This is a genomic window from Sphingopyxis sp. GW821-FHT10B01 (genome assembly GCF_059415685.1).
Genome location: NZ_JBWKNS010000004.1, coordinates 554,771 through 576,119, shown reverse-complemented (window position 1 = coordinate 576,119; position 21,349 = coordinate 554,771). Strand labels below are relative to the sequence as shown.

The 21,349-nt window shown below is 61.9% G+C and carries 20 protein-coding genes; 12 read left to right on the top strand and 8 right to left on the bottom strand.

Features of this window, described 5'->3' with window-relative positions; translation table 11 throughout:
* The first annotated feature begins 25 nt into the window (after nucleotides 1–25).
* From AC07NV_RS15470 to AC07NV_RS15455, 4 genes are all read left to right on the top strand, one after another.
* Nucleotides 26–1,765, top strand: coding sequence for a CocE/NonD family hydrolase (locus AC07NV_RS15470; RefSeq protein ID WP_495167252.1), 1,740 nt, complete (start codon nucleotides 26–28; stop codon nucleotides 1,763–1,765).
* Nucleotides 1,766–1,867: 102 nt separating this feature from the next.
* Nucleotides 1,868–2,674, top strand: a complete 807-nt coding sequence (locus tag AC07NV_RS15465) for a cyclase family protein (RefSeq protein WP_495167285.1) — start codon at nucleotides 1,868–1,870, stop codon at nucleotides 2,672–2,674.
* Nucleotides 2,675–2,750: 76 nt separating this feature from the next.
* Entirely contained in the window at nucleotides 2,751–3,677 is a 927-nt protein-coding gene (gene kce / locus AC07NV_RS15460; RefSeq protein WP_495167251.1) for a 3,5-dioxohexanoate:acetyl-CoA acetone transferase, read from the top strand.
* Nucleotides 3,678–3,771: 94 nt separating this feature from the next.
* On the top strand, nucleotides 3,772–4,812 hold the full coding sequence (locus tag AC07NV_RS15455) for a fumarylacetoacetate hydrolase family protein (protein WP_495167250.1): 1,041 nt from the start codon (nucleotides 3,772–3,774) through the stop codon (nucleotides 4,810–4,812).
* Nucleotides 4,813–5,039: 227 nt separating this feature from the next.
* On the opposite strand, the gene AC07NV_RS15450 is transcribed toward AC07NV_RS15455, so the two are convergent.
* The 3 genes from AC07NV_RS15450 to AC07NV_RS15440 all read right to left on the bottom strand — a co-directional run bounded on the left by AC07NV_RS15450 (nucleotide 5,040) and on the right by AC07NV_RS15440 (nucleotide 6,767).
* Complete coding sequence (locus tag AC07NV_RS15450; RefSeq protein ID WP_495167249.1) at nucleotides 5,040–5,768, bottom strand: DUF4377 domain-containing protein; 729 nt, start codon at nucleotides 5,766–5,768, stop codon at nucleotides 5,040–5,042.
* 206 nt (nucleotides 5,769–5,974) lie between these two features.
* A complete protein-coding gene (locus AC07NV_RS15445; protein WP_495167248.1) occupies nucleotides 5,975–6,547 on the bottom strand; it encodes a DNA -binding domain-containing protein in 573 nt (190 codons plus the stop codon).
* Nucleotides 6,483–6,767 carry a transcriptional regulator domain-containing protein gene (locus AC07NV_RS15440; protein ID WP_495167247.1) on the bottom strand — a complete coding sequence of 95 codons (285 nt, stop codon included), beginning with the start codon at nucleotides 6,765–6,767 and terminating at the stop codon, nucleotides 6,483–6,485. Before AC07NV_RS15440 ends, AC07NV_RS15445 begins: the two co-directional genes overlap by 65 nt.
* A gap of 219 nt (nucleotides 6,768–6,986) precedes the next feature.
* On the opposite strand from AC07NV_RS15440, the gene AC07NV_RS15435 reads away from it, so the two are divergent.
* From AC07NV_RS15435 to AC07NV_RS15405, 7 genes are all read left to right on the top strand, one after another.
* Nucleotides 6,987–7,739, top strand: a complete 753-nt coding sequence (locus AC07NV_RS15435; RefSeq protein ID WP_495167246.1) for a helix-turn-helix transcriptional regulator — start codon at nucleotides 6,987–6,989, stop codon at nucleotides 7,737–7,739.
* A gap of 78 nt (nucleotides 7,740–7,817) precedes the next feature.
* Nucleotides 7,818–8,435, top strand: coding sequence for an acyl-homoserine-lactone synthase (locus tag AC07NV_RS15430; protein WP_495167245.1), 618 nt, complete (start codon nucleotides 7,818–7,820; stop codon nucleotides 8,433–8,435).
* Nucleotides 8,425–9,312: a phytanoyl-CoA dioxygenase family protein gene (locus tag AC07NV_RS15425; protein ID WP_495167244.1), complete on the top strand. Its 888-nt coding sequence runs from the start codon at nucleotides 8,425–8,427 to the stop codon at nucleotides 9,310–9,312. The genes AC07NV_RS15430 and AC07NV_RS15425 overlap by 11 nt, the downstream gene beginning before the upstream one ends.
* 8 nt (nucleotides 9,313–9,320) lie before the next feature.
* Nucleotides 9,321–9,911, top strand: coding sequence for a GntR family transcriptional regulator (locus AC07NV_RS15420; RefSeq protein WP_495167243.1), 591 nt, complete (start codon nucleotides 9,321–9,323; stop codon nucleotides 9,909–9,911).
* Between the two features lie 120 nt (nucleotides 9,912–10,031).
* Complete coding sequence (locus tag AC07NV_RS15415) at nucleotides 10,032–10,166, top strand: benenodin family lasso peptide (RefSeq protein ID WP_495167242.1); 135 nt, start codon at nucleotides 10,032–10,034, stop codon at nucleotides 10,164–10,166.
* 50 nt (nucleotides 10,167–10,216) lie between these two features.
* A complete protein-coding gene (locus AC07NV_RS15410) occupies nucleotides 10,217–10,873 on the top strand; it encodes a lasso peptide biosynthesis B2 protein (protein ID WP_495167241.1) in 657 nt (218 codons plus the stop codon).
* 404 nt (nucleotides 10,874–11,277) lie between these two features.
* Entirely contained in the window at nucleotides 11,278–12,612 is a 1,335-nt protein-coding gene (locus tag AC07NV_RS15405) for an asparagine synthase-related protein (protein WP_495167240.1), read from the top strand.
* Here AC07NV_RS15405 and AC07NV_RS15400 read toward each other — a convergent pair.
* The 5 genes from AC07NV_RS15400 to AC07NV_RS15380 all read right to left on the bottom strand — a co-directional run bounded on the left by AC07NV_RS15400 (nucleotide 12,604) and on the right by AC07NV_RS15380 (nucleotide 19,963).
* Nucleotides 12,604–14,628 carry an Atxe2 family lasso peptide isopeptidase gene (locus AC07NV_RS15400; protein ID WP_495167239.1) on the bottom strand — a complete coding sequence of 675 codons (2,025 nt, stop codon included), beginning with the start codon at nucleotides 14,626–14,628 and terminating at the stop codon, nucleotides 12,604–12,606. The two genes, AC07NV_RS15405 and AC07NV_RS15400, sit on opposite strands and share 9 nt — an antisense overlap.
* Complete coding sequence (locus tag AC07NV_RS15395; RefSeq protein WP_495167238.1) at nucleotides 14,622–17,501, bottom strand: TonB-dependent receptor domain-containing protein; 2,880 nt, start codon at nucleotides 17,499–17,501, stop codon at nucleotides 14,622–14,624. The genes AC07NV_RS15400 and AC07NV_RS15395 overlap by 7 nt, the downstream gene beginning before the upstream one ends.
* A gap of 127 nt (nucleotides 17,502–17,628) precedes the next feature.
* Nucleotides 17,629–18,615: a FecR family protein gene (locus AC07NV_RS15390; RefSeq protein ID WP_495167237.1), complete on the bottom strand. Its 987-nt coding sequence runs from the start codon at nucleotides 18,613–18,615 to the stop codon at nucleotides 17,629–17,631.
* Entirely contained in the window at nucleotides 18,612–19,190 is a 579-nt protein-coding gene (locus AC07NV_RS15385) for an RNA polymerase sigma factor (RefSeq protein WP_495167236.1), read from the bottom strand. Before AC07NV_RS15385 ends, AC07NV_RS15390 begins: the two co-directional genes overlap by 4 nt.
* Nucleotides 19,191–19,720: 530 nt before the next feature.
* Entirely contained in the window at nucleotides 19,721–19,963 is a 243-nt protein-coding gene (locus AC07NV_RS15380; protein WP_495167235.1) for a hypothetical protein, read from the bottom strand.
* A gap of 128 nt (nucleotides 19,964–20,091) precedes the next feature.
* Here AC07NV_RS15380 and AC07NV_RS15375 point away from each other — a divergent pair, with 128 nt between their 5' ends.
* Entirely contained in the window at nucleotides 20,092–21,219 is a 1,128-nt protein-coding gene (locus AC07NV_RS15375; protein WP_495167234.1) for a helix-turn-helix transcriptional regulator, read from the top strand.
* Nucleotides 21,220–21,349 lie beyond the last annotated feature (130 nt).

The window sequence follows — 21,349 nt, the reverse complement described above, 5'->3', positions numbered from 1 at the left end:
ATCATGCAGCAGAAAGCAAAGCGCGATGTATGAAAAAAGCGAGATTCGGAATGGCATGCGCATCGACTGGAACGTGCCCATCACCGTCGATGACGGCACGGTCCTTCGGGCGGATGTTTTCCGTCCGATCGAAGACGGACAATACCCTGTCCTGATGAGTCATGGCCCCTATGCCAAAGGTCTCGATTTCAAGGAGGGGTATGCGCCGGTCTGGGAGATGCTGGTCGAAGATCATCCTGAAGTTGCGGAAGACACGACCACTGACTTCGTCAATTGGGAAACGGTCGATCCGGAAAAATGGGTTCCCCTCGGCTATATTTGTATTCGCGTCGACTCCCGCGGCGCCGGGCAGTCGCCCGGTTTCGTCGACCCCTGGAGCGCGCGTGAAGCCGATGACTTTTACGCATGCATCGAATGGGCAGGCCAGCAGGGTTGGTGCGACGGCAACGTCGGCCTGACCGGCATCTCCTATTATGCCGTCAACCAATGGGCGGTCGCGGCCAAGAGGCCGCCTCATCTCAAGGCGATCCATCCTTTTGAAGGGGCTGCCGACCATTACCGCGACATTTCCCGTCATGGTGGAATTCTGTCGACCTTCCTCGCCCGCTGGTACCCGCGTCAGATCGTGACCGTGCAAAACGGGCTGGGTTCGCGGGCGCGAACCAATCCCAACACCGGCGAAGGGATCGCCGGAGATATTGATCTCACCGAGGAACAGCTCGCTGCTAATCGCGTCAATATTCGACAGGATGCGCTCGATCATCCGCTGGACGATGCATTCCACAAGGCGCGAACCCCCGATCTCACCAGGATCGAGGTTCCCATGCTCTCCTGCGCGAGCTGGGGCGGACAGGGGATGCATCTTCGCGGCAATGTCGAAGCCTATCAGAATGCGGGTTCCCGGCAAAAGTGGATCGAGTTCCATGGCCGTGCTCACTGGGTCGAATATTACACCAACTATGGCATGGCGTTGCAGCGCCAGTTCTTCGATCATTTTCTGAAGGGCGTCGATAATGGCTGGGCCAAGCGGCCGCCGGTCCTTCTCCAGGTCCGGCATGCCGAAGACAGGTTCGTAGAGCGCGAAGAAAACGAGTGGCCGATCGCCCGGACGGAATGGACGCACTTCTATCTCGATATCGAAAATATGGCGCTCACGCGCGAGCCACCGGCACCGACAGGGTCGAAATCTTTTCGGGCAATGAAGGAAACGCTGACATTCTATTCGCCGCCGCTCGAAGCGGATACCGAAATCACGGGACCGATGGCCGCAAAATTGTTCGCCGCGTCATCGACAACCGACGCCGATTTCTTTGTTTCGTTCCGGGTGTTCGACCGTCGCGGCAGAGAACTTCTTTTTCAGGGGGCCGTAGATCCCAATGCGCCGGTCTCGCTTGGGTGGCTTCGTGCATCGCATCGCAAGCTCGATAAAGAGCGCAGCCTGCCCTACCGCCCCTATCTCACCCATGACGAAATCCAGCCGCTGGAACCCGGCAAGGTCTGTGAGTTCGATATCGAGATTTGGCCATCGTGCGTGGTCGCGCCAAAAGGATCTCGATTGGCCCTGACGATCTCCGGGCACGACTTCGATCATGAGCTCCCTGGTCCGAGGAGCGAATTCTACGGGGTGCCCCAACGCGGCGTTTCGCTGCTCGTCCATGACGACCCGGATGACCGTCCAGAGGCAATCTTCGGCGGAGAGACAACGTTGTTCGCAGGTGGTGACATGCCAGCGTCTATTCTCCTGCCAATCGTTCCACCGAAATAGACACAGCTCACCGGTCGGTGCCGATCAACCCTTCGAACACAAACGCCAGCGATAGCCGCCCGTTGGAAAGGGCAATCAATGCATTCAAAAATGGAGAGAAAAATGCCTCGCAAATTTGTAGATTTATCGATTTATCTTGAGAATGACGTGGCTTCCGACCCGCCCGGATACGAGCCGCGGATCGAATATATCGATCACAAGGCAACGGCGCCGACGATGGCCACCTTCTTTCCCGGTGTTGAGGCGAACGATCTGCCACAAGGTGAAGGCTTTGCCTATGAGCGGGTCAATCTCAACACGCACAATGGCACGCATCTCGACGCGCCCTATCATTATCACAGCACGATGAACGAGGCATTCGGCGCGGCCGAACGCTCGGCAACAATCGACGAAGTGCCTCTCGAGTGGTGTTTCCAGCCGGGGGTGAAGCTCGATTTCAGACATTTTCCCGACGGCTATCTCGTCCAGGCGGCCGATGTCGAAGCGGAATTGAAGCGCATCGATCATGTGCTGAAGCCGCTTGAGATTGTCATGATCAATACGAGCGCGGGCCTCCGCTACGGCCAGCCCGACTATGTCACCGCCGGCTGCGGCATGGGCCGCGAAGCCACGCTCTATCTCCTCGAGCGGGGAATTCGGCTGACGGGAACCGACGGCTGGAGCTGGGATCCACCCATGGGCTTCACCGCCGAGAAATTTGCCGAGACCGGTGATTCATCGCTGATCTGGGAGGGGCATAAGGCCGGCATGGAGATTGGCTACTCCCATCTCGAGAAGCTCCACAATCTGGAAGCTCTCCCGCCCAGCGGCTTCTACGTCAGCTGCTTTCCTCACAAAATCCGGGGGGCTTCGGCGGGTTGGACGCGAGCGGTCGCAATCTTCGACGAGACCCTCATGGCCGCAGCCTGAACCTCCCGCTCGCATGGCCCCGATCCGGGGAGCTATTCTGCAATTGATGAAGGCTGGATATCCGATGGCTCGAAAGATGGACAAGGTCATTATCACGTGCGCGATAACCGGCGGCATCCACACGCCAACCATGTCCGGCGCACTCCCGGTCACACCAGACGAGATCGCGGTACAATCGATCGAAGCGGCGGAGGCCGGCGCGTCGATCATCCATCTTCACGCGCGGGATCCGGAAACGGGACGTCCGACGCCCGACCCGGCTGTCTTCATGCAATTCCTGCCCCGGATCAGGCAATCGACCGACGCGGTCATCAACATCACGACGGGAGGCACCTTCGGCATGAGCCTGGAAGATCGCCTAGCCGCCGCGCTCCTTGCCGAACCGGAGATGTGCTCGCTCAACATGGGCTCGATCAACTTTTCGTGCCACCCGCTCGCCGACAAATACCGCGAGTGGAAATTCGACTGGGAAGAGTCGTTCGTCCGTGCAAGCGAAGACAATGTATTCCGGAACAGCTTCCGCGAAATCGGCTCGATTATCAGGCAGCTCGGAGAAGGATGCGGCACGAGATTTGAGCACGAGTGCTACGATGTCGGCCACCTCTACAATCTTGCCCATTTTGTCGACGCGGGACTCATCAAGCCCCCTTTCCTGATCCAGTCAATCTTTGGCGTGCTGGGCGGCATCGGGGCAGACATGCAACACGTGGCCCATATGAAAGCGACGGCCGATCGCCTCTTCGGCAACGACTATCTCTGGTCCGTTTTTGCTACCGGACGGATGCAAATGCCAATTGTTACCCAAGCGGCGATGATGGGCGGCAACGTCCGTGTTGGCCTGGAGGATTCTCTCTACATCGGCGCCGGAAAACTCGCGCACTCCAACGCCGAGCAAGTACGAAAAGTTCGCCGAATCCTCGAAGAGCTCGGGCTCGAAGTTGCGAGCCCTGCGGATGCGCGAACGGCGCTCGCGCTCAAAGGGAGCAACCAGGTAAAATTCTAATCCTGTCGGGTTTCTACCAACGCCCGTTCTCACCTCCCAGTCAGGCCCCGCCCCACGTGCTCATGAAGGCCGCAGAACAACGAAAGGGACTCTCGTGAAACTTGCAACTTTTCAAACGGCTGGAGAAGCCAAGCCCGGCGTCATTACCGAGGATGGTAAAGGTCTTGTCGACATCGCCAGCGCGGCTGCGGAGGCTTATGGAAGCACGCCTCCCCAACTCTCCAGCGTGCAGGCTATCGTGGAAGCAGGCGACAGTGCACTCGCCGATATCAAAGACGTGGTCCGACGCGCGGCTTCTTCCAATTCTGTCGGCGTCGAGAAGGTGAAACTGCTCTCTCCCCTTCCAAGACCGGCGTCGCTCCGCGATTTCCTGTTTTACGAAAAGCATCTGCTGCTCGGAATGGAGCATCTGCGCTCTCTCATGGCGAGCAAATCAGACGATCCTGCGGCGTTGATGGAAGAGATGGATCGCAAGGGCATTCTGCAGGTTCCAGACGCCTGGTACAATTCACCGCTCTACTACCGAGCAAATCCGGCGAATGTCTGCGGACACGACCAGGATGTGATCTGGCCGGGCTATAGTGACTTCATGGATTTCGAATTCGAATTTGCCGCTGTCATAGGCAAGCGAGGCCGGGACATTTCCGCAGCGGATGCTAGAGATCACATCTTCGGGTACACGATCTTCAATGATCTTTCGGCGCGTGACGAACAAACGCGGACCATGCCCGGCATGATGGGTCCGTGCAAAGCCAAGGATTTCGACAATTCGAAGGTGCTCGGTCCATATCTGGTGACTGCGGATGAAGTGGGCGATCCCTACGCGCTCGATCTTGTCGCGAGGCTAAACGGCGAGATATTCGTCGAGGCATCCACAAGCGAGATGAACTGGCGTTTCGAAGATGCCATCGCTTACATATCCCAGCATGAGGCGATTGAGCCCGGTGACATTCTGGGCTCGGGCACCGTGGGGGGCGGTTCTGCGATGGAAGTTGGACGCACCCTTTCGTCGGGCGATATCGTCGAGTTGGAGATCGAGAAAATCGGAGTGCTCCGGACGCGATTGATATCCAATCCGAACAGCCGGAGACTGACCCAAGCGCCCAGAGATGTTAAACGGCGCTTAGCCGGGTGAGAGCAAGCGCACACGGTGGTCTGCCCCCCAAGAAATCCGGCGGTGGCGATTCACTTCCAAGCCGCAGGCGAATATGGACCGCAACCGATTGGTACGCCGGCAGGAAACAGGACGAACGCTTCATAAGGTCCATTTCCGGGATGATCGCCGCGCAGATTGGCGTATTTGACCCCGCCCGAGTTCGGCAATTCCACCCGCTTCAGCGATGGGCCGCTGCTCTACCGCGCTTAGCCGCCAACCATGCGCTGCTCGATGACCTGATCGAGGGTCCAGTGAATCGACGAGGCATCGGCCGGTGGATTATCCACCTTCTCCTCGATAATCCGCAGCCGGTATTCGATACCGGGCTCGGGATCGAAGTCGGCGATCGAGCCATAATGAAGCTGCCAGGCGTCGCTCTCCTTCTCACGCACCTGGAAACAGGTCATCGGAGCGACGCCAGTGCACGGCTTGGTCTCAGCGGAAACATAGATGAACCTCCGCGGGGCATCCGCAGCAGGCTTGTGCGCCGCTTGATAGGTGAGCGTTACGCCCCCGGCCGAGCGGACGACGAGCCGGTCGCCATCGAGCTTATAGCGGGTCGCCGCTGACAGCGTATCGATATAAGCGCGTTCGATGGCCATCGCCGGCTCAGGGCACGCCATCAGCGTGCTTACAAGGCCGCCCTTTTTGTCGCCGAAACGCAACGAGCTGCCCTTGATCTTGAAGGCACCACCGGTCCGGTTGCAACCCGTGCTGCTGGAAAAGCGACCACTGTCGGCATCAAAATCGAGGCGAAGCGGTTTGCCTTCCGGCAGATCGCGCCCGCTCCATTCAATGAGATCCCAATGCTGCGACGCCAGCATCTCTTCGCTCTTGGCCGGCGGAGATGCAGTCGTACCGGCAGTTGCGCTCGTCGACGCAAGTATGGCGGCGGCGACAATCGAGACGGCGCCGGAACGGCGATTGAAAAACATCAGAAGCTCCTATTTGTGGAATGAGGGTCATTTGGACATCCTCAACTGAATTAGGCCTGTCCCGATTGTTGTTGGAGTGAAAGAATTTCTCCACCTCGCGATCGTGTGGATCGAGCGCAGCGGTCGGGCTTCGTCATTCACTGGACTGGAGAGGCAAGTCTCAAGACATAAAATCGCCACCGCTCGGTCCTTTTCGCTATCAGTGCTCAATTGTTGTTTTCGCGATTTCCGCCGAGCAATGCGCGATAGCCGCCCCCAGCAAGGCGACGCGCTTCGCGGACGAGTCTTCGAACACGCGATCGAAGTGAGTCGGATACCGTGCGCCAATCCGAACAAATCCGATCCGACCCGAAGAGGATGATAGCAATCTCGCGCTGAGAAGCCCCGGTGCTCAACGCATCGTGAACCCTGAGCACTTCAATTGCCCGGTCGACGCGCCGCTCATCGGGAAACAGCGCAGGCAGGAACCGGCCGGTGCGGCATAGGCCGGCAAGCCGACGGAGCGGCAGAAGCTGTTCCTCCGTAGTACGGCCGATAGGTCCCGCGAACCTGTGGTGAAGCAGCACCGGATGGCCCGCGACGAGACTTCCCTCCTCAACGTCGATCCGGATACGGCGATAGCCGTCCGAGAGGACAGCATGTTCGCGGCCTTCAGCATCGGTCACGACGGCAAACCAGCGATCGAAGCATCCCGGGTCGAACCGGTCAGCATGATCAGAATCGACGGGTAGCGCGATCACGCGCAAAATGTTTCTGTCGATTCTGGCGTCCCAGATCAAGCGGGCATCGGGAGACGAGCGGGCCGGATCCTCGGCGAAAATATAAACCCCATGTCAGCGGGTCGTGTTTGGCACCGCCATCGCGCGTCGCCCTGCTGACAGAGGTGTACCAAGCGACATAGCCCGGATCGCGCCGCAGCCATTCCCACATCAGCCCCGCGCGGTCGATACCGCGCAGCCTCCGATAGGGCGCCGGATCACGCCAGTCGTACCGGGGCAAGAGCGGTGGCAATCAGCTTGCCCCGCGATCGGACCGGCGAGCGAACAAATGGCCTGTAAACATAGCTTTGCCTGACGCGGCCGGATCGCTATGATCGGACGTCGTTCTGGCTTTCGGACTCGGCGGATATGAGAAACCGCGATCGGGTCCGGATGAGCAGGAAAGGACGGTCGAGAGGACAACGGCGGCTTGAGACGCTGCCTTCGATCGATACGGCGCATGAGAGACATGCGTGCCGAGTTCGAGTGGTTTCTGAACGCTATCGCCCTTTCCGACGATATCGGCGCGCTGGCCATGATCCTTGCCGAAATGACCGACCGGATGGGCTTCGCGCATTTCGCGCTGACCCATCATGCCAATGTGCTCGACGCGCCGCACGCCATCATCCGGCTGCACGATTATCCTGAGTCCTGGGTCGACCATTTTGATCGGCACCGGCTCGGGCAGTCCGACCCCGTCCATCGTGCAAGCCATCGCACGAGCGCCGGATTCCGCTGGAACCGCATGCCCGATCTCATTCAGATGACGCCCGGCGATCACCAACTGCTCGATCTCGCTCGCGACCATGGGCTGGTCGACGGCTTTACCGTGCCCGCGAATATCGTCGGGGAAGCCACTGGGTCGTGCACATTCGCGATCGGCCCCGACCGCGAATTGCCGGTCGATGCGCTGCACTGGGCGCAGCTTGCCGGCATTGCCGCTTTCGAAGGGGCAAGGCTGATCTGGCTCGCTGGCGCCGGACCACCCGGACCGCGCCCCCGGCTCACCGATCGCCAGCGCGACTGCCTCATCTGGGCGGCGCGCGGCAAGACAGCCTGGGAAAGCTCGCGCATCCTCGGGATCAGCGAAGAGACGGTGATACGCCATCTCAAACAGGCCCGGGATCGATATGGGGTCGAGAAGCAGACATCCTTGCTGATCCGTGCCCTGTTCGATGGAATAATCTGCTTCGCCGACATTTTCCGGCGTTGATATGCCCATTTCTGGGAATAGCGCGAACGTGCTTCAGCCGCGACCCTCCCCTGCACATGCAAGAGGGGAGTTCCCGAGATGCTGCACCTGGTCGAGCCAAACTGTTCCGCACAGGAAGAGGATGTGCTGCGAGCGATGTTCGCGGCACGAAAACGGGTCTTTGTCGACCTGCTTCGCTGGGATGTGCCCGTTCTTGGCGGGCGATATGAACTCGACCAGTTCGATGACGAACATGCCATCTATCTGGTCGTAACCGACAAAGCGGGTGCGCATCTCGCGTCGGCCCGGCTTCTGCCCACAGCCCGCCCGCATATACTGGCCGATTTCTATCCCGTGCTTTGCAAGGACGCAGTTCCCCGCGGCCCGGACATCTATGAGGTGACCCGCTTCTGCCTCGATCGCCATATCGATGCCGCGACCAGGCGCATCGCACGCGACCGGCTGATCGGCGCTCTCGCCTCCTTCGGGCTGGCTGAGGGTATCAGGCTCTACACCGCCGTCGCCGAGATGGCCTGGATGGAGCAGATTCTGGGCTTTGGCTGGCACTGCTATCCGCTCGGCCTTCCGCGGCGGATCGACGGGAGGACCCTGGGCGCGCTCGCGATCACGATCGATCACGACACTCCGGTCCTGCTCGCGCAAGCCGGTATCGGCTGCGCTTCGCGCGAGGAGCGAGAGGCGCACCATGCCATATGAAACGCAGGCGCGGGCAGAACTCGAGGTGGCCGACTGGTCCGCACGGCTCTTGCGGAACGGCTATTGCATTATTCCCGATGCGATATCCCCGCAGCTGGCGCGAAGCCTCGATGATGATCTGGGGGCGGCATTCGCGGCAACGCCCTTCTGCCAGGGCGGGTTTTACGGCTCACGCACCAAGCGGTTCGGACGGCTCCTCTCCCGGTCGGCGTTCGCCGAACAATTCGTCCGGCATCCGATCATCCTCGGCATCGTCAGCGACATATTGGGCCAATGGTGCGACACGATCCAGCTCAACCTTACACAGGCAATCGCGCTTCATCCCGGCGCCCTGCCCCAGCTTCCGCATCGCGACCAGGATATGTGGCGCGGCACGATCGGCGAGACCGAATATCTGATCAACGTGATGTGGCCCTTCACCGACTATCGAGCCGACAATGGCGCAACACTGATCTGGCCGCAAAGTCACGGCGCGGCCGCGCTTGCTGCCGAGCCGGAGCGGGATCCGATCGTTGCCGAAATGTCTCCGGGATCGGCATTGCTGTTCCTCGGGTCGACGCTCCACGGCGCCGGCGGCAACGAAAGCGGGGACGTTCGCCGCGGCATGATCATGAGCTACTGCCTCGGCTGGCTCAAGCCCTATGAAAATCAGTGGCTCGCCTATCCACCGGACATTGCGAAGCGCTTTTCGCCAGAGCTCGCTGCTCTCGTCGGCTACTGCCAGCACCGACCCAATCTCGGAAATTTCGAGGGCCAATGCCCGTCTCTTGTTTTGAAAGACACCATCCCGGACAGGATCGGGGCGATAGACGCGCTGCGCCCGGATCAGGCCGCGCTGATCGAAGCCTATGTGATTGATCAGCGCCGCCGGACATGAACGCCGGCGTGACATCCGAGCGGGTCTATGACGCGCTCAAGGCGCGCCTGTTGTCCGGCGACATCCTCCCCGGCGAGCGGATCGAGCCTGGCGCTTTTGCCGAACTGCTCGCGAGCAGCGTGACCCCCGTCCGCGCCGCACTGCATCGCCTGGCGGGTGAACATATTGTCGACATGCGCCCCACCGAAGGGTTCCAGCTTCCGTTCGTGACCGAGCTTGCGCTTCGCGACCTCCTCGCGTGGAATGCCGATCTTCTACGCTTGGCCCTGCGACACTGGCGCCGGGGCGGACCGCATCCATCGCAAGAGCTCGTTGCGAGCGACTATGTGTCAGGGGTCCGTTCACTGTTCAAGGTGGTCGCGTCGCTTTCGGGCAATGCCGAAATTGATCGCCATATCGAGGCGACCAGCGATCGTCTGACGGCGGCTCGGGTTGCGGAACACCGGCATCTCGGCGCCACTACAGCCGATCTCGCCGAACTCGCGGCCGTGACCGCAAAAGGCGATGCCGGGCTGATTGCCCGGCATATCCTCAGCTATCACCGACACCGAATTCAGCTCGTCCCGGCGATCGTGCAGGCGATGTATCGGTCGGCCTGAGATGGCCTGGAATATACGCCGTCAACTTTCATCATATCCGCTCAGTATAGATTTCGGATAATCACTCCCCCTCCATAGGCTGACCCGTGCCGCAGTCTCGCGGCATCAAGGAGAAAGCTTATGGAACGCAATCATGAACCGTCCGATCTGATCGACCTCGGCGCTGCAAGCCTCGAAACGCAGGGGCCGCCCGATCTGCAAATCGAGCTCAGCGCCTTCACTCGCGTACGCGACGGGATCAGCGACGAAGACTGATGATGGTGCGGGCGGGCTCCGGCTCGCCCGCGCTTTTGGGAGGCCGAAGCATGGACAGCCTCAGGATGCGCCCCGGCGTCTCGCATCGCAGCTTTTCGGGCTGCGCGATCATCCTGGACATCGAACGCGACCGATATTGGAAGGTCGACGCCAATACGGCGTTCGCGCTCGATTGGATCGCCGGACGTCAATCCGGCCCCATCAATCCCGGGTATTTCGCCAGGCTTGAACAACTTTGCCTCGTTGACCAAGCAGCGGACGAGCCAGCCGGGCCGTCGCCCGATCCTCCCGCTCCACAAGCCAGCGCGATTGAAGGCAATGCGCCGCGGCCAGGCCTCCATTTGCCCGACGCCATCGAAGTTGCTTACCTGTCTTTTGCTGCGCGCCGCTCCGTCCGCCGTCAATCACTCCGTTCCATCCTGACGGATGTCGAGAGCGCCCGCCCGGCCGGCTCCCCCGACGGTCGAAGCGCCGACCTCGCCCGGCGCTTCGACCGCTATCGCCGGCTCGTCCCGTTGGCGAACCAATGCCTTCCTGACACGCTCGCCTTCCTGCGGTTCGCCAGACGCCGCGGCTGCTTTCCCAAACTCGTGTTTGGCGTCGAGGCATGGCCTTTCGCCGCGCATTGCTGGGCGCAATCCGGCGACATTGTGCTCAACGACGCCCTCGATCATGCCCGCGCCTTTTCGCCGATCCTTGCGGTATGACCCCGGCTTGTTTCTTCGCCATCCTCGATCCGACCGCTGCGGATGGGGGAGCCCGACTCAAGCGACGCGCCTCAGGCCTGGGTCAGCTCCTACCCGTCTTCGATCGCGGCCCGCTGACTGTCTACGCAACGCCAAAAACGCGCATCGTCACGGCCGGAGAATTTGGCGTGGTCATCGGCGACATGTTTCGCGCGGGCACCTCGGCACGAGCCAAGGGGTTGGACAAGAATGCAATCTGCGCCGGCGCGCGAATTCCGGTCGACCGATATTGGGGTGACTATCTCGCGTTCACTACCCCTCGGCGCGATGGACCGATTTCCATATTTCGATCGCCCTCGGGCGGCGTTCATGCCTTTCGCGCACGGCATGGCCCGATCGTCTGCATCGCCTCCCATATCGAATTGTTGATCGATCTCGGGCTTGTATTGCCAGTAATCGACTGGGATTTCGTGGCGCATCATCTCGCCTTCTCGCACCTGCACACCGCGGCGACCGGCATCGCCGGCATCGACGAGATCCAGCCGGGCGACTGCGCGATCGAGCATGACGGACGATCGGAGCGGCAGGCCTTCTGGTCGCCTTGGTCCTTCGCTGCGCGGGAGCGCCGCGCCATGACCGTTGAGGAGGCGATCGCACGGGTGCGCGACGCCGTGCTGCACGCCACTGCGGCGCTGGTCCCGCCCGGCGCGAAAGTAGCACTCGAGCTATCCGGCGGCCTAGATTCCTCGATCGTCGCCGCCGCGCTGGCAGCAGCCGGACGATCAGCCATCGCGGTCAATCTGGCAACGCCAGGCCCGGAAGGCGATGAGCGCTGCTATGCGCATGCCGTCAGCGAGCACACGGGAATTCCGCTGATCGAAGCGCTGATCGCGGGCGAAATCGATCTCTCGGCGGTCTCGCCGCGCCTCGAAGCCCGGCCGGGAATGCTGGCGATGTTGCGGCTCGCCGACAAGTATTTCGCTGAGCAAGGCCGAGCACATGGGGTCGATGCCTTTATCAACGGCACGGGCGGCGACTGTGTCTTCTGTTCCCTCGGTACCGCAGCGCCCGCTACCGACAGGCTCCAGACAGAGGGATTCGCCTTGGGCTTTGCCACGACGGTGCGCGACGTCGCACGGGTGCATGGCGACAATATCTGGAACGTCGCCCGCATGGCACTCCGCCGTCGCCGACGCGGACTGCCGGTTCCGATCTGGCGGCGCAATCGGCTGTTTCTCAAGAACGAGCGCCTTCCCGACGCACCCGGGTACCATTCCTGGCTCGACGAGCCCGATGACACGCTCCACGGAACCCGGGCGCATGTCCATGCGATCCTCGCTTCCTATTCGCATCTCGACGGCTATGGTCGGCACGACATCGCGCCCTCGCTCTTCCCCCTCCTCTCGCAACCCGTGGTCGAAGCCTGTCTCTCGGTCCCGACCTGGCTCTGGGTCGCGGATGGCCGTGATCGCTCGGTCGCACGCGAGGCCCTTCGCGATGCGTTGCCGCGCGCCATCGTCGAACGGCGCACCAAGGGCGGCATGGACGCTTTCTGCGCCAGAACCTTCGAGCTAAATCGTACGAGGCTACGGCCATTTCTGCTCGACGGGCGGCTCGCCCAAGCCGGGCTGCTCGACCGAATCGCAATCGAATCCTGTCTCGCGCACGCCTTCACCAACCGGGACCAGCTTTTCTATCAGTTACTTCCCATCGTCGACACCGAGGCGTGGGCACGCGGGATCGCGGCCACCTCAGGGTGAAGCCGGTTTCCGCATCGCTTGCCAGCGCCGGTATTGCTCCACCTTGGCGGGTTCGGGATCGACATAATCCTGGAGCCAGAAGCGAAACCAGTCGAGGTTGCGCACATAGATCGCCGACTTGTGCCGAGGCTGATATTTGAGGTGAGTTTCCTCTGGAAACGCCCAGAGTTCGACGGGCTTGCCAGCCTGCCCCAGCCGCGCGGCGAGTTCGACGTTGAAACGGAATTCGCGTTCGGGAAGCTGCATGAGCAGCGGCGCATGAATATCATCGATCGCGAGCGGCGGCGACAGCAGTTTCCAACGCGCGGGATCGTCTTCCGGACGCCCGATGCCCCAGACCTGCTTGAGCATGGGCGGGATCAGGCTGCCGGGCAGCGAGTTGAACCAATAATAGGCCGGTGAGAGCAGCGTATTGCCAATCGATACCGCCGAGAGGAGCGAACTATGCTGGGCGATCCAGACCGATGTCTCGCCGCCAAAGCTGACGCCGCCCATGCCGACGCGGGTCCGATCGACGACGCCGCGATCGGCCAGTATCCGGACGGCCTCGCTCACCCCTTCCTGCCCGATCCGATATTGCTCGACCTGATCGCCTAACCCGGCGCGCGTGGGAACGCGGTCAATGCACAGCACCGCGATTCCCGATGCCGCGAGCTGGCGGAGCGGAAACTCGTCACCGACACCACCACGCAGATAGCCGTCGCAGAGATAATAGGTGATGAACAGCGGCAGGGCTTGCCGTTTGCCCGAAGGCCGCATCAACTGTCCCGTGAAGGCTTGTCCCGACGGACCGGACCAGCGCATCGGCTCGAACCGTAGAGCGCCAAGGCGAATGAGCGAGCGATTGGGATCTGCGAGCGTGGTCGCCTTGCCGGTAGAAAGCGTGACGCGGATGAGACGCGGCGGCGTATTGGCATCCGCCGCGACGCAATAGATCGCCTCGGCATCGACGGCGCAGCCGGCTTCGTCGAGACCGCCATTCCAGCGTCCGATGCCTCCGGCAATCCGGCGTACCTTTCCGCTTCCGGGCGTCCAGAGGTAAAACGTCTGGTCGCCTGCACGATCGGAGGTGACGAAGACGACGCCGTCGCGGCCGCCTTGCCAGGCGATCTTGCCGATCCGCTGGCGGCATCGGGGTTGTCCGCAGTCGATCGAGCCGCCATCGGGGCGACGTATCGAGAGACGCGAGACGAACCCGTCGGCAGTGACAAAGGCATTGCCGCGGCGATCCCCGGATCGCGCCTCCGCGGTGATGGGGCGCGTATTGGCGATATCGGGTGAACGCTGGGCTTCCGTGATGCGCGCCGCCTCCAATGGCACCGCTTCGCGCAGCGTGCCCGACCTGAGGTCGAGCACGCGATATGCCAGCGGCGCGCCCGCCAGCAAATTACCGAAGGTGAACCAGCGGCCCGAGAAGCGGTCGCTCGCTAGCTGCCCGTCGATCCTCGCGCCGCGATGAAGCTGGCGCGCCGGATCCACTCGGGCATCGATCAGCACGCCTTCATCATATTCGCGATTCTCGGCCGCGATGATCGTGTTACGGGCCGCGCCAACCGAATAGACGATCGTCTCGGATGTGGAAGTGGACGCAGGCAGGAGCGCGAAACGCCTGATATTGGCGGGATCATGGGTCAGCGCTTCGCTCCGCGAACCATCGATCGCAGCGCGCCATAGCTGGACTTCTCCATCCGCGACCTTGCGAAACAGGATCGCGCGACCGTCCTGCGTCCATATCGGCGGTTCCGATGCCAATTCGCCGTCGCGCCGCTCCCCCTCGCCCGCATCGGCGAAGCGCTGCGGCGGCGTCGATCCGTCGGTCGGAGCGACATACCAGCCAAGTTCGAAGTCGTTCGACGCGATCGACGCGCGTTCCATACGGAAAGCGACATGCCGTCCGTCGGGTGAGGCTGCGATGCTCGATATGTCGGTCATTTCGACCATGTCGTGCACCGTCGGTCCGGCTTCGACCGGACCTGCGGTCGCGGCCAGCAGGATCGCAGGCAGCAGCCCTACCATGTCTTCACCAACTGCAGCGCGATCGACCGCCCCACCGGGCTGGCATTGTCGGGATCGAAGCCGGATGCCGAAAAGATGTTCGCGTTATGGACATAGGGCGGCCTGCGGTCGAACAGATTGGAGAGGCTGAGCGACAGTTTGAGGCCCGGCGACACGCGATCGAGGTCATAGCCGAGCTGTGCGTCGACAGTCGTCCAGCTCGACACCCGCTCGACCGGGACGACAGCATCGTTCGTATAGCGGTTGATGAAATTGACGAAGGCGGCGACGCTGACCGGCCCGTGGGTCACCGCCAGACGCCCACGCAGGCGCAGATCGGACGGATTGCCGATCGTTGCGACCACGTCGACCACGGGCGCCGTGGGTGTGATCCGTTGGCGCACATGGAAAATCCATGCGCCGCTGACCCCGGCCGAGAGCGAGGTATCGCCAAATTTGCCTGCGTAACCGAGATCGAAATCGACCCCGCTCATGCGAACGCCCGAAAGATTGAGCGTCCGTCCGTCGAGGATCGCGCCGATGGCGCTCGCTGCTATGCCGAAGGGATTGCGGAAATTTTCGTCGTGATAATAGCCATCGAGCACAGCCGGGGAAGGATTGTCGGTGATGAGCGCCTGATAGAGCGGCCTGTTGGCAAGAAACGCCATATAGTCGGTTCCGAGATTGACGATCCGGTTCCGGTAGATGATGTTGAAATAGCCGAGATCGAGCTTAAGACCGGGAACGGCCCCGGGCGCGACGGATGCGCCGAATGTCCATGTATCGGCCTTTTCGGGACCGACATCCGCGTTCGAACCGATCAGCACCAGCGCATTTGTAAAGCCCGTCGGCGAAACCGGGTCGACGATCGGGACCGGAATATAGGCATTGGTTCCCCTGCCCGTCCTGACGTCGGCGAAGCTCGGCGCCCGGAACGATGTGCCCCAGCTCGCACGCAACGCCAACCCATGTCCCAACTTCCAGGTTGCGCCGATCTTCGGATTGGCCGTCGTCCCGAAATCGCTGTAGCGCTCGACCCGGCCCGCCAGCGAAAGATCGAGCGCTTCGACCAGCGGGATCGCCTGATCCGGCCCGACAATCGGAAGCGACAATTCGGCGTAGCCTGCCGTCACCGACCGTCCGAGCGGGAACCCCGCCGATCCGGCGTCAACCGGCTCGGGGGTAAAATCGAAGGCGAGCGAGCGCGCATCATAGCGCTCGGAACGAAGTTCGCCGCCGATCGCCAGCCGCGCATCGCCGCCTGGCAGACGGAACAGCGGGCCGTCGATCTTGAGCGCGGCCGAGCGCACCCGTGACCTCCCCGTCGTTTCGTAAAAGCCCCTGACCCGGTCGATGGTTGATTGCGGCGTGAAGCTTCCGTCGCCGAACAGATTATAGGCCGTCGCGGGGTTGGAATCCGCAAGTGCCCGGGCCAGGTAATAATAATTCGGGATATTGACCGAGCGTCTACGCTCACGCTGAAGGCCATAGGATCCGCGTAATTCGGCACGCCAGCGCGCGAAGCTCGCCTCGATACCGGCCGTTCCGCTCCACGCGTCCACCGAAGCCAGCTGGCGCTGGTCGCCGAGATCGTCGGTGAAATCGTAATTGACGCTGATTGCCCGCCCCGTGCCGATCGGATCGACGTAGAAGGGGTTCGTTGTCGGCACCACGACATTGCCATAGTCGTCGGGCGTCGAGCGCCGGTCGGACTTCCGGTGCGCGTAGAAGCCCTGTGCCGAAAAGCGAAGCCATGGCGCGAATTGCTGGCTCATCGATGCGAACAGTGCGTGCCGCTTCGTTGCGGGCAGGATGTCGCTATGGACGCGGCCGTCGGCGCGGTTCGGCTGGTCGCGGAGCAATTGGCCGGGGTTCAGATTTCTCCCGTCCTGCCCGGCGGGAATGCCATAGATACTTCCATCGGCTGCGGTGATCGTTCCTGGATTGGCGAAGGTCTTGCGATAATCGGGACCACCGAACGGGCGCAAATCCTCGGTCGCATAGTCGCGGTCCGAGGCCGCGAGATTGTCGCGCTCAAAATATTCATAGCCGAGTACGAACCGCCCACTCGCCCAACCCAGCCCGGCGATCTGCCCGAACTGCCATTCATCGAAGCCGTCAGCCCAACCGTATCGCCCGCGCGTTTCCGCGCCATCGAAATCATTGCGCAGCCGGACATTGACCACGCCCGCGACCGCATCCGATCCGTAGATCGCCGATGCCCCGTCCGCGAGCACTTCGACACGCTCGATGGCCGACGCGGGAATCAGCGAGAGATCGACGAACATCCCCGACACGCCGCCCAGCGCGATACGGTTCCCGTCGATCATGGTCAGCGTCGACGTCGTTCCCAGACCGCGCAAGTTGACGCTGGACCCGAAGCTGAGATTGGCATTGCTGTTGTTCCGGACCGTAAAGCCGATCGTGCCCTCATTGGGGCCGCCGCCAAAATTCTGCGGCAGGGACTGCATGATCTGCTGCGTGGTCGCATAGCCACCCCGCTCGATATCGTCGCGGTCGATCGCGACAACGCGCGCACCCGCTGGGGCGACGCCGCGGATACGGCTGCCCGTTACGACGATGGCATCGTCACCCACCCCAGGCCCGGTGTCGGAAACGGTCGCCGCCTGACTGCGCCGCACCGCCAGTCCCCGCCCGGCCGGCACCGCCGTCAGACCGCTATCGCCAAGCAGCTGCGCGACCGCCTCCTCGAAACTGTACACCCCATCGATCGCGGGGGCGCTTCGACCAGCCACAAGCTCGGACGGCGCGCTGATGTTGCGGCCAAACCGGGTCGCGATCACGCGCAATGACACGTCGAGCGGCTGTTCGGGCAGGCGCACCTGTTGCCGCACCTCGTCGCGTGCCAGCACCGGCGCGGGCGCCAGGACCACCGCTGAGCCCACCAAGAAGAACAAGAAATCCCCATTTCGCATTATCGTCTCCCGATCGAGCGGGCACGCTGCGCGCCCCTTCGACCCGTGAGACGTCGATGCCGGAATTAACCCTGTGGCTTTTTCATCAACCCGGCTTGGCCCTTCGCAGAATGAGGCTTCCGTCCTCGCCCGCCTCGACGTCGAGCTGGAAACTGACCGCGAGCGCGTCGGCAAACCCCTGGGGATCGTCGCGCCGGAACGCCCCCGAAAGGCGCCGCGAGGCCAGATCGCTTCCCTCCAGCCGGATGGCGCGCGCGCTCGTCCGGTTGAACGCAGCGACCGCCTCCCCGAGCGGCACGCCGTCGAAATCGATCATCGCATTCGGCCAGGACAGAAAGCCTGCGCTTGCCCGCGAGGGCGCGCGAACTTCGCCATGCGTCACCAGCAGTTGTTCGCCTGGCGCGAGGAAGCGCGATGCGCCTGCGGCAGGCTTCACCGCATCCCGGTCGCGTACTTCGACCGAACCCTTCAGAAGAATGACGCGGACGCTCCCGCCTTCAATTCCGACATCGAAGATCGTGCCATGCGCGACAACACGTCCCTCGCCGGCATCGACGAGAAAGGAACGCGAAGCGTCATGCGCCACCTCGAACCGCGCGCGTCCGCGCAGGAGGACGAAGCGTCGTTCGTCCGGCGTACTGAGATCGTTGAGTGCCGCGCCGCGATCGAGGGTGACGCGCGACCCATCGGGTAGCCGGATCGTCCGGACTGCATCGGAAGCCGCGAGTTGGGTGGGCGCCGACCGCTGGACCACCGCAGGACCGAACCACCCCATCCGTTCGGCGAACAGACTTCCCGAGAGCAATGTGAACAGTCCGATCCCCGCCGCGAGCAGTGCGGCAGGCGGAACTTTTCTCCGCGCCAGCGAAAGATCGCGTGCGCGGCCGACCGGGCGGTTGGCGAGAAACCGGCTTTCATCCCAGGTCGCCTCGAGCCGCGTATAGGCCGCGGCGTTGGCCGGCTGCGCGCACCAGTCCTCAAAGGCAGCGCGTTCTGTCTCGGCATCGGGCCCGTGCATGGCGGTGAACCATTCCGCCGCGCTGCGCCCGTTCTTTCCTGAAATTTCGGTCATGCTCTCACGCGGGATTGACCGAGATAGGCGATGGCGCGCGTCATATGCATTTCGACCGTCTTGATGCTCAATCCCGTGCGGGCGGCGATTTCGGCATAGCTATAGCCGTCAATCCGATGCGCGAGAAATATTTCGCGCGTCCGTGGCTTCAGGCGCATCAGCGCTTCTTCAAGACGTCGGAGCCGATCGCGCGCCTCGAGCGCTGCCAATTGATCGCTGGATTGAAGAGGGACGTCGTCCTCAGCCAGATGAAGGTTGGTCGAGCGCCGTTCGTCCCGACGCGCATCGTCGCGAAGCATATTATCGGCCGCACGCCTGAGATAAGCGCGGGGCGCAACGATTTCCTGCTGCTCCCCCTCGCTCAGACCCGCCAACCGGCAAAAGACTCGCTGAACGACATCCTGTGCCTGCTCGTCGCGCGCCCGGCGGCGAATGAAGCGCAGCAGCCCGTCATGATGCGCGCGATAGAGCCTGTCGAGAAACGCACCGCGCAAGCGCCGGTCGTCCGGCGGCAATGGATCTGACTCCGCGACGATGGCGACGGCCGAATGATCGGGAACGGAGTTCAGGCGCATGAACGCACCCTGGACACGCGAACGACGCGTCCCGCGTCTCGATCGCGCACGCGATGCACGATCGCAAAGCCCAAAGCCATGGGCACATCTCCGGCACGGAGGCCAACCGGCACTGCCGGTTGTCAGGCGCCGGCCCGGAACATACGCTGCCGCCTTTAGCCGCCTGCGCGGCTTGGACATTCGCGGCTGCGGCCCGGAAACAAGATGCTCCGGCCCAATTTCCCGTTTGCACGGCAGTCTTGCCTCATACGCCGCCGCAGGCAGCGCATTGCTTTATCATAAGCGGATATGGAAGCGACGCAAGCGGCCGGGAAACGGACGCCGGTTCCGTATCATCGCCAGCCAGTCGCAGGCCTGCGAAATCCTGACGACCATCCCGGTCTGGCGTCCAGACATCGGCAGCGATCGTTGCCGCAATAGATGAAGCTGGGCGGTTCCCAAAATCCAGCAATGCAGGGCATCGCGCCTCAGGCCACTAGATCGATCGGCATGACCCGTGACGCGCGCCCCGATCCGGCGGAAACGACCGATCAGCGTACCGAGGCAAGTGCGACCACGAATTTATTGATCGATGCATCCGCTGGCGGACGATGCCATCCTCCATTTGCCATGCCTGCCATTTCCGCATTTTCGGCCGCTTCTTCGGCTTTGGCTTGGTTGCCAGAGATTGGCGGCAATTCGGGGCCGGCACCGAATGACATCGGCGCAAACATGGCGGCGGCCGATGCCAAGGCGACTACGGTCAGGCTTGCCGCTACGAGTTTCTTCATCATCCCTCTCCCTTGAGGCAATATGCGTATTATTTTTTCCAATAAACTATGCAATACGTGCTCAAGTGGCAAGGGAAATGTCGAAATTGTCGGATAATGTCTCCGGCGCTACGCAAACGGCAGGATGTACAATGCGGCTGGACGGCGAACAGGTTTCGGAATTGCTATCAACATTGTTCGGAGGCCTGCTCACAGAACGGCCGTGGGAAGCATTCTTGCACGAACTGGGAGCAGCCCTGGACGCAACATTCGTGACCCTCAGTCTCAACCTGCCCGGCAAGAAACGACCGAGCCTATTATTGGCGCCGGGCGCGGATCCGCACAAAACGACGGAATATGCCAAAAGTTTCTACACAAGTGATCCGTTCACCGGGCTTCCGGAGGGTAAGGTCACGGCATTCACCGAATTTGTTCAGCGCGCAGCGCGTGATAGCGGCTTTTGGCGCGATTTCCTTGAGACGGCCGGTGGGGATCAAATCCTGGGTGTCGACCTGCGCTTCGAAAGCCGATTTGAGGCGAGATTGCGCGCGACGCGGGACAGCAGCCGTTCCGATTTCAGCAAACGCGAGCGCGAAAGACTCCAGGCGCTGGTCCCGCATCTTCGACATGCCCTCCAACTGTTTGAAAGACTGCATGCCTCGCAGGCCGAAGGGCGCATCTATCATGCGGCTGTGGAACAAATAGGGGTGGCTTCGATCATCCTCGATCATGATGGAAAGGTGATCCGAGCCAATGCCGTCGGCGAGCGACTGTTGGCCGAATCTGACGGACTGATCGTGTCGCACGGGCGATTGAGGTTGGTCAATGCGACCGCGCGCCGGGCACTTGAGTCGATTCTTCGATTGCTCAACGAGGCCGGTGATCCGATGACCCTCGCGCCACATCGTTTCAGGGTCGAGCGCGCGTCGGGACGACGGGACCTTGCCGTGGTAGCGAAGCCGGTTACGGCACCGGCCTTCATGCGCGGACGGGGAAGCGCAGCGCTTGCCTTGTTTATCCATGACCCGGACCAGGAAGAGCGACTGGATGCGAGCACGATCCGTGATCTCTTTCAACTTACCCGAATGGAGGCATCTCTTTGCGTCGAACTGGCGGGCGGCACTTCGTTGATCGAAGCCGCGGAGCGGCTGGGCATCGCACATAACACAGCCCGATCCCATTTGCGTTCTGTGTTCAACAAGACAGGGGCGCATCGCCAGTCGCAACTCATTCACCTCTTGAGCGCGGAGACATCAAAACTCGGCAATGCTCCGGTTTAATGCGTTCCGCCGCCCGTGCCGTCACAATAATAGTGACGTGGACGCTCCCCTTTCTGCATCGACCAATCCGTAGAGCGCTGCCGAATTCTGAATGTGATTTGACCCTTAGCTTGGCAGCAATGCCGGAAGC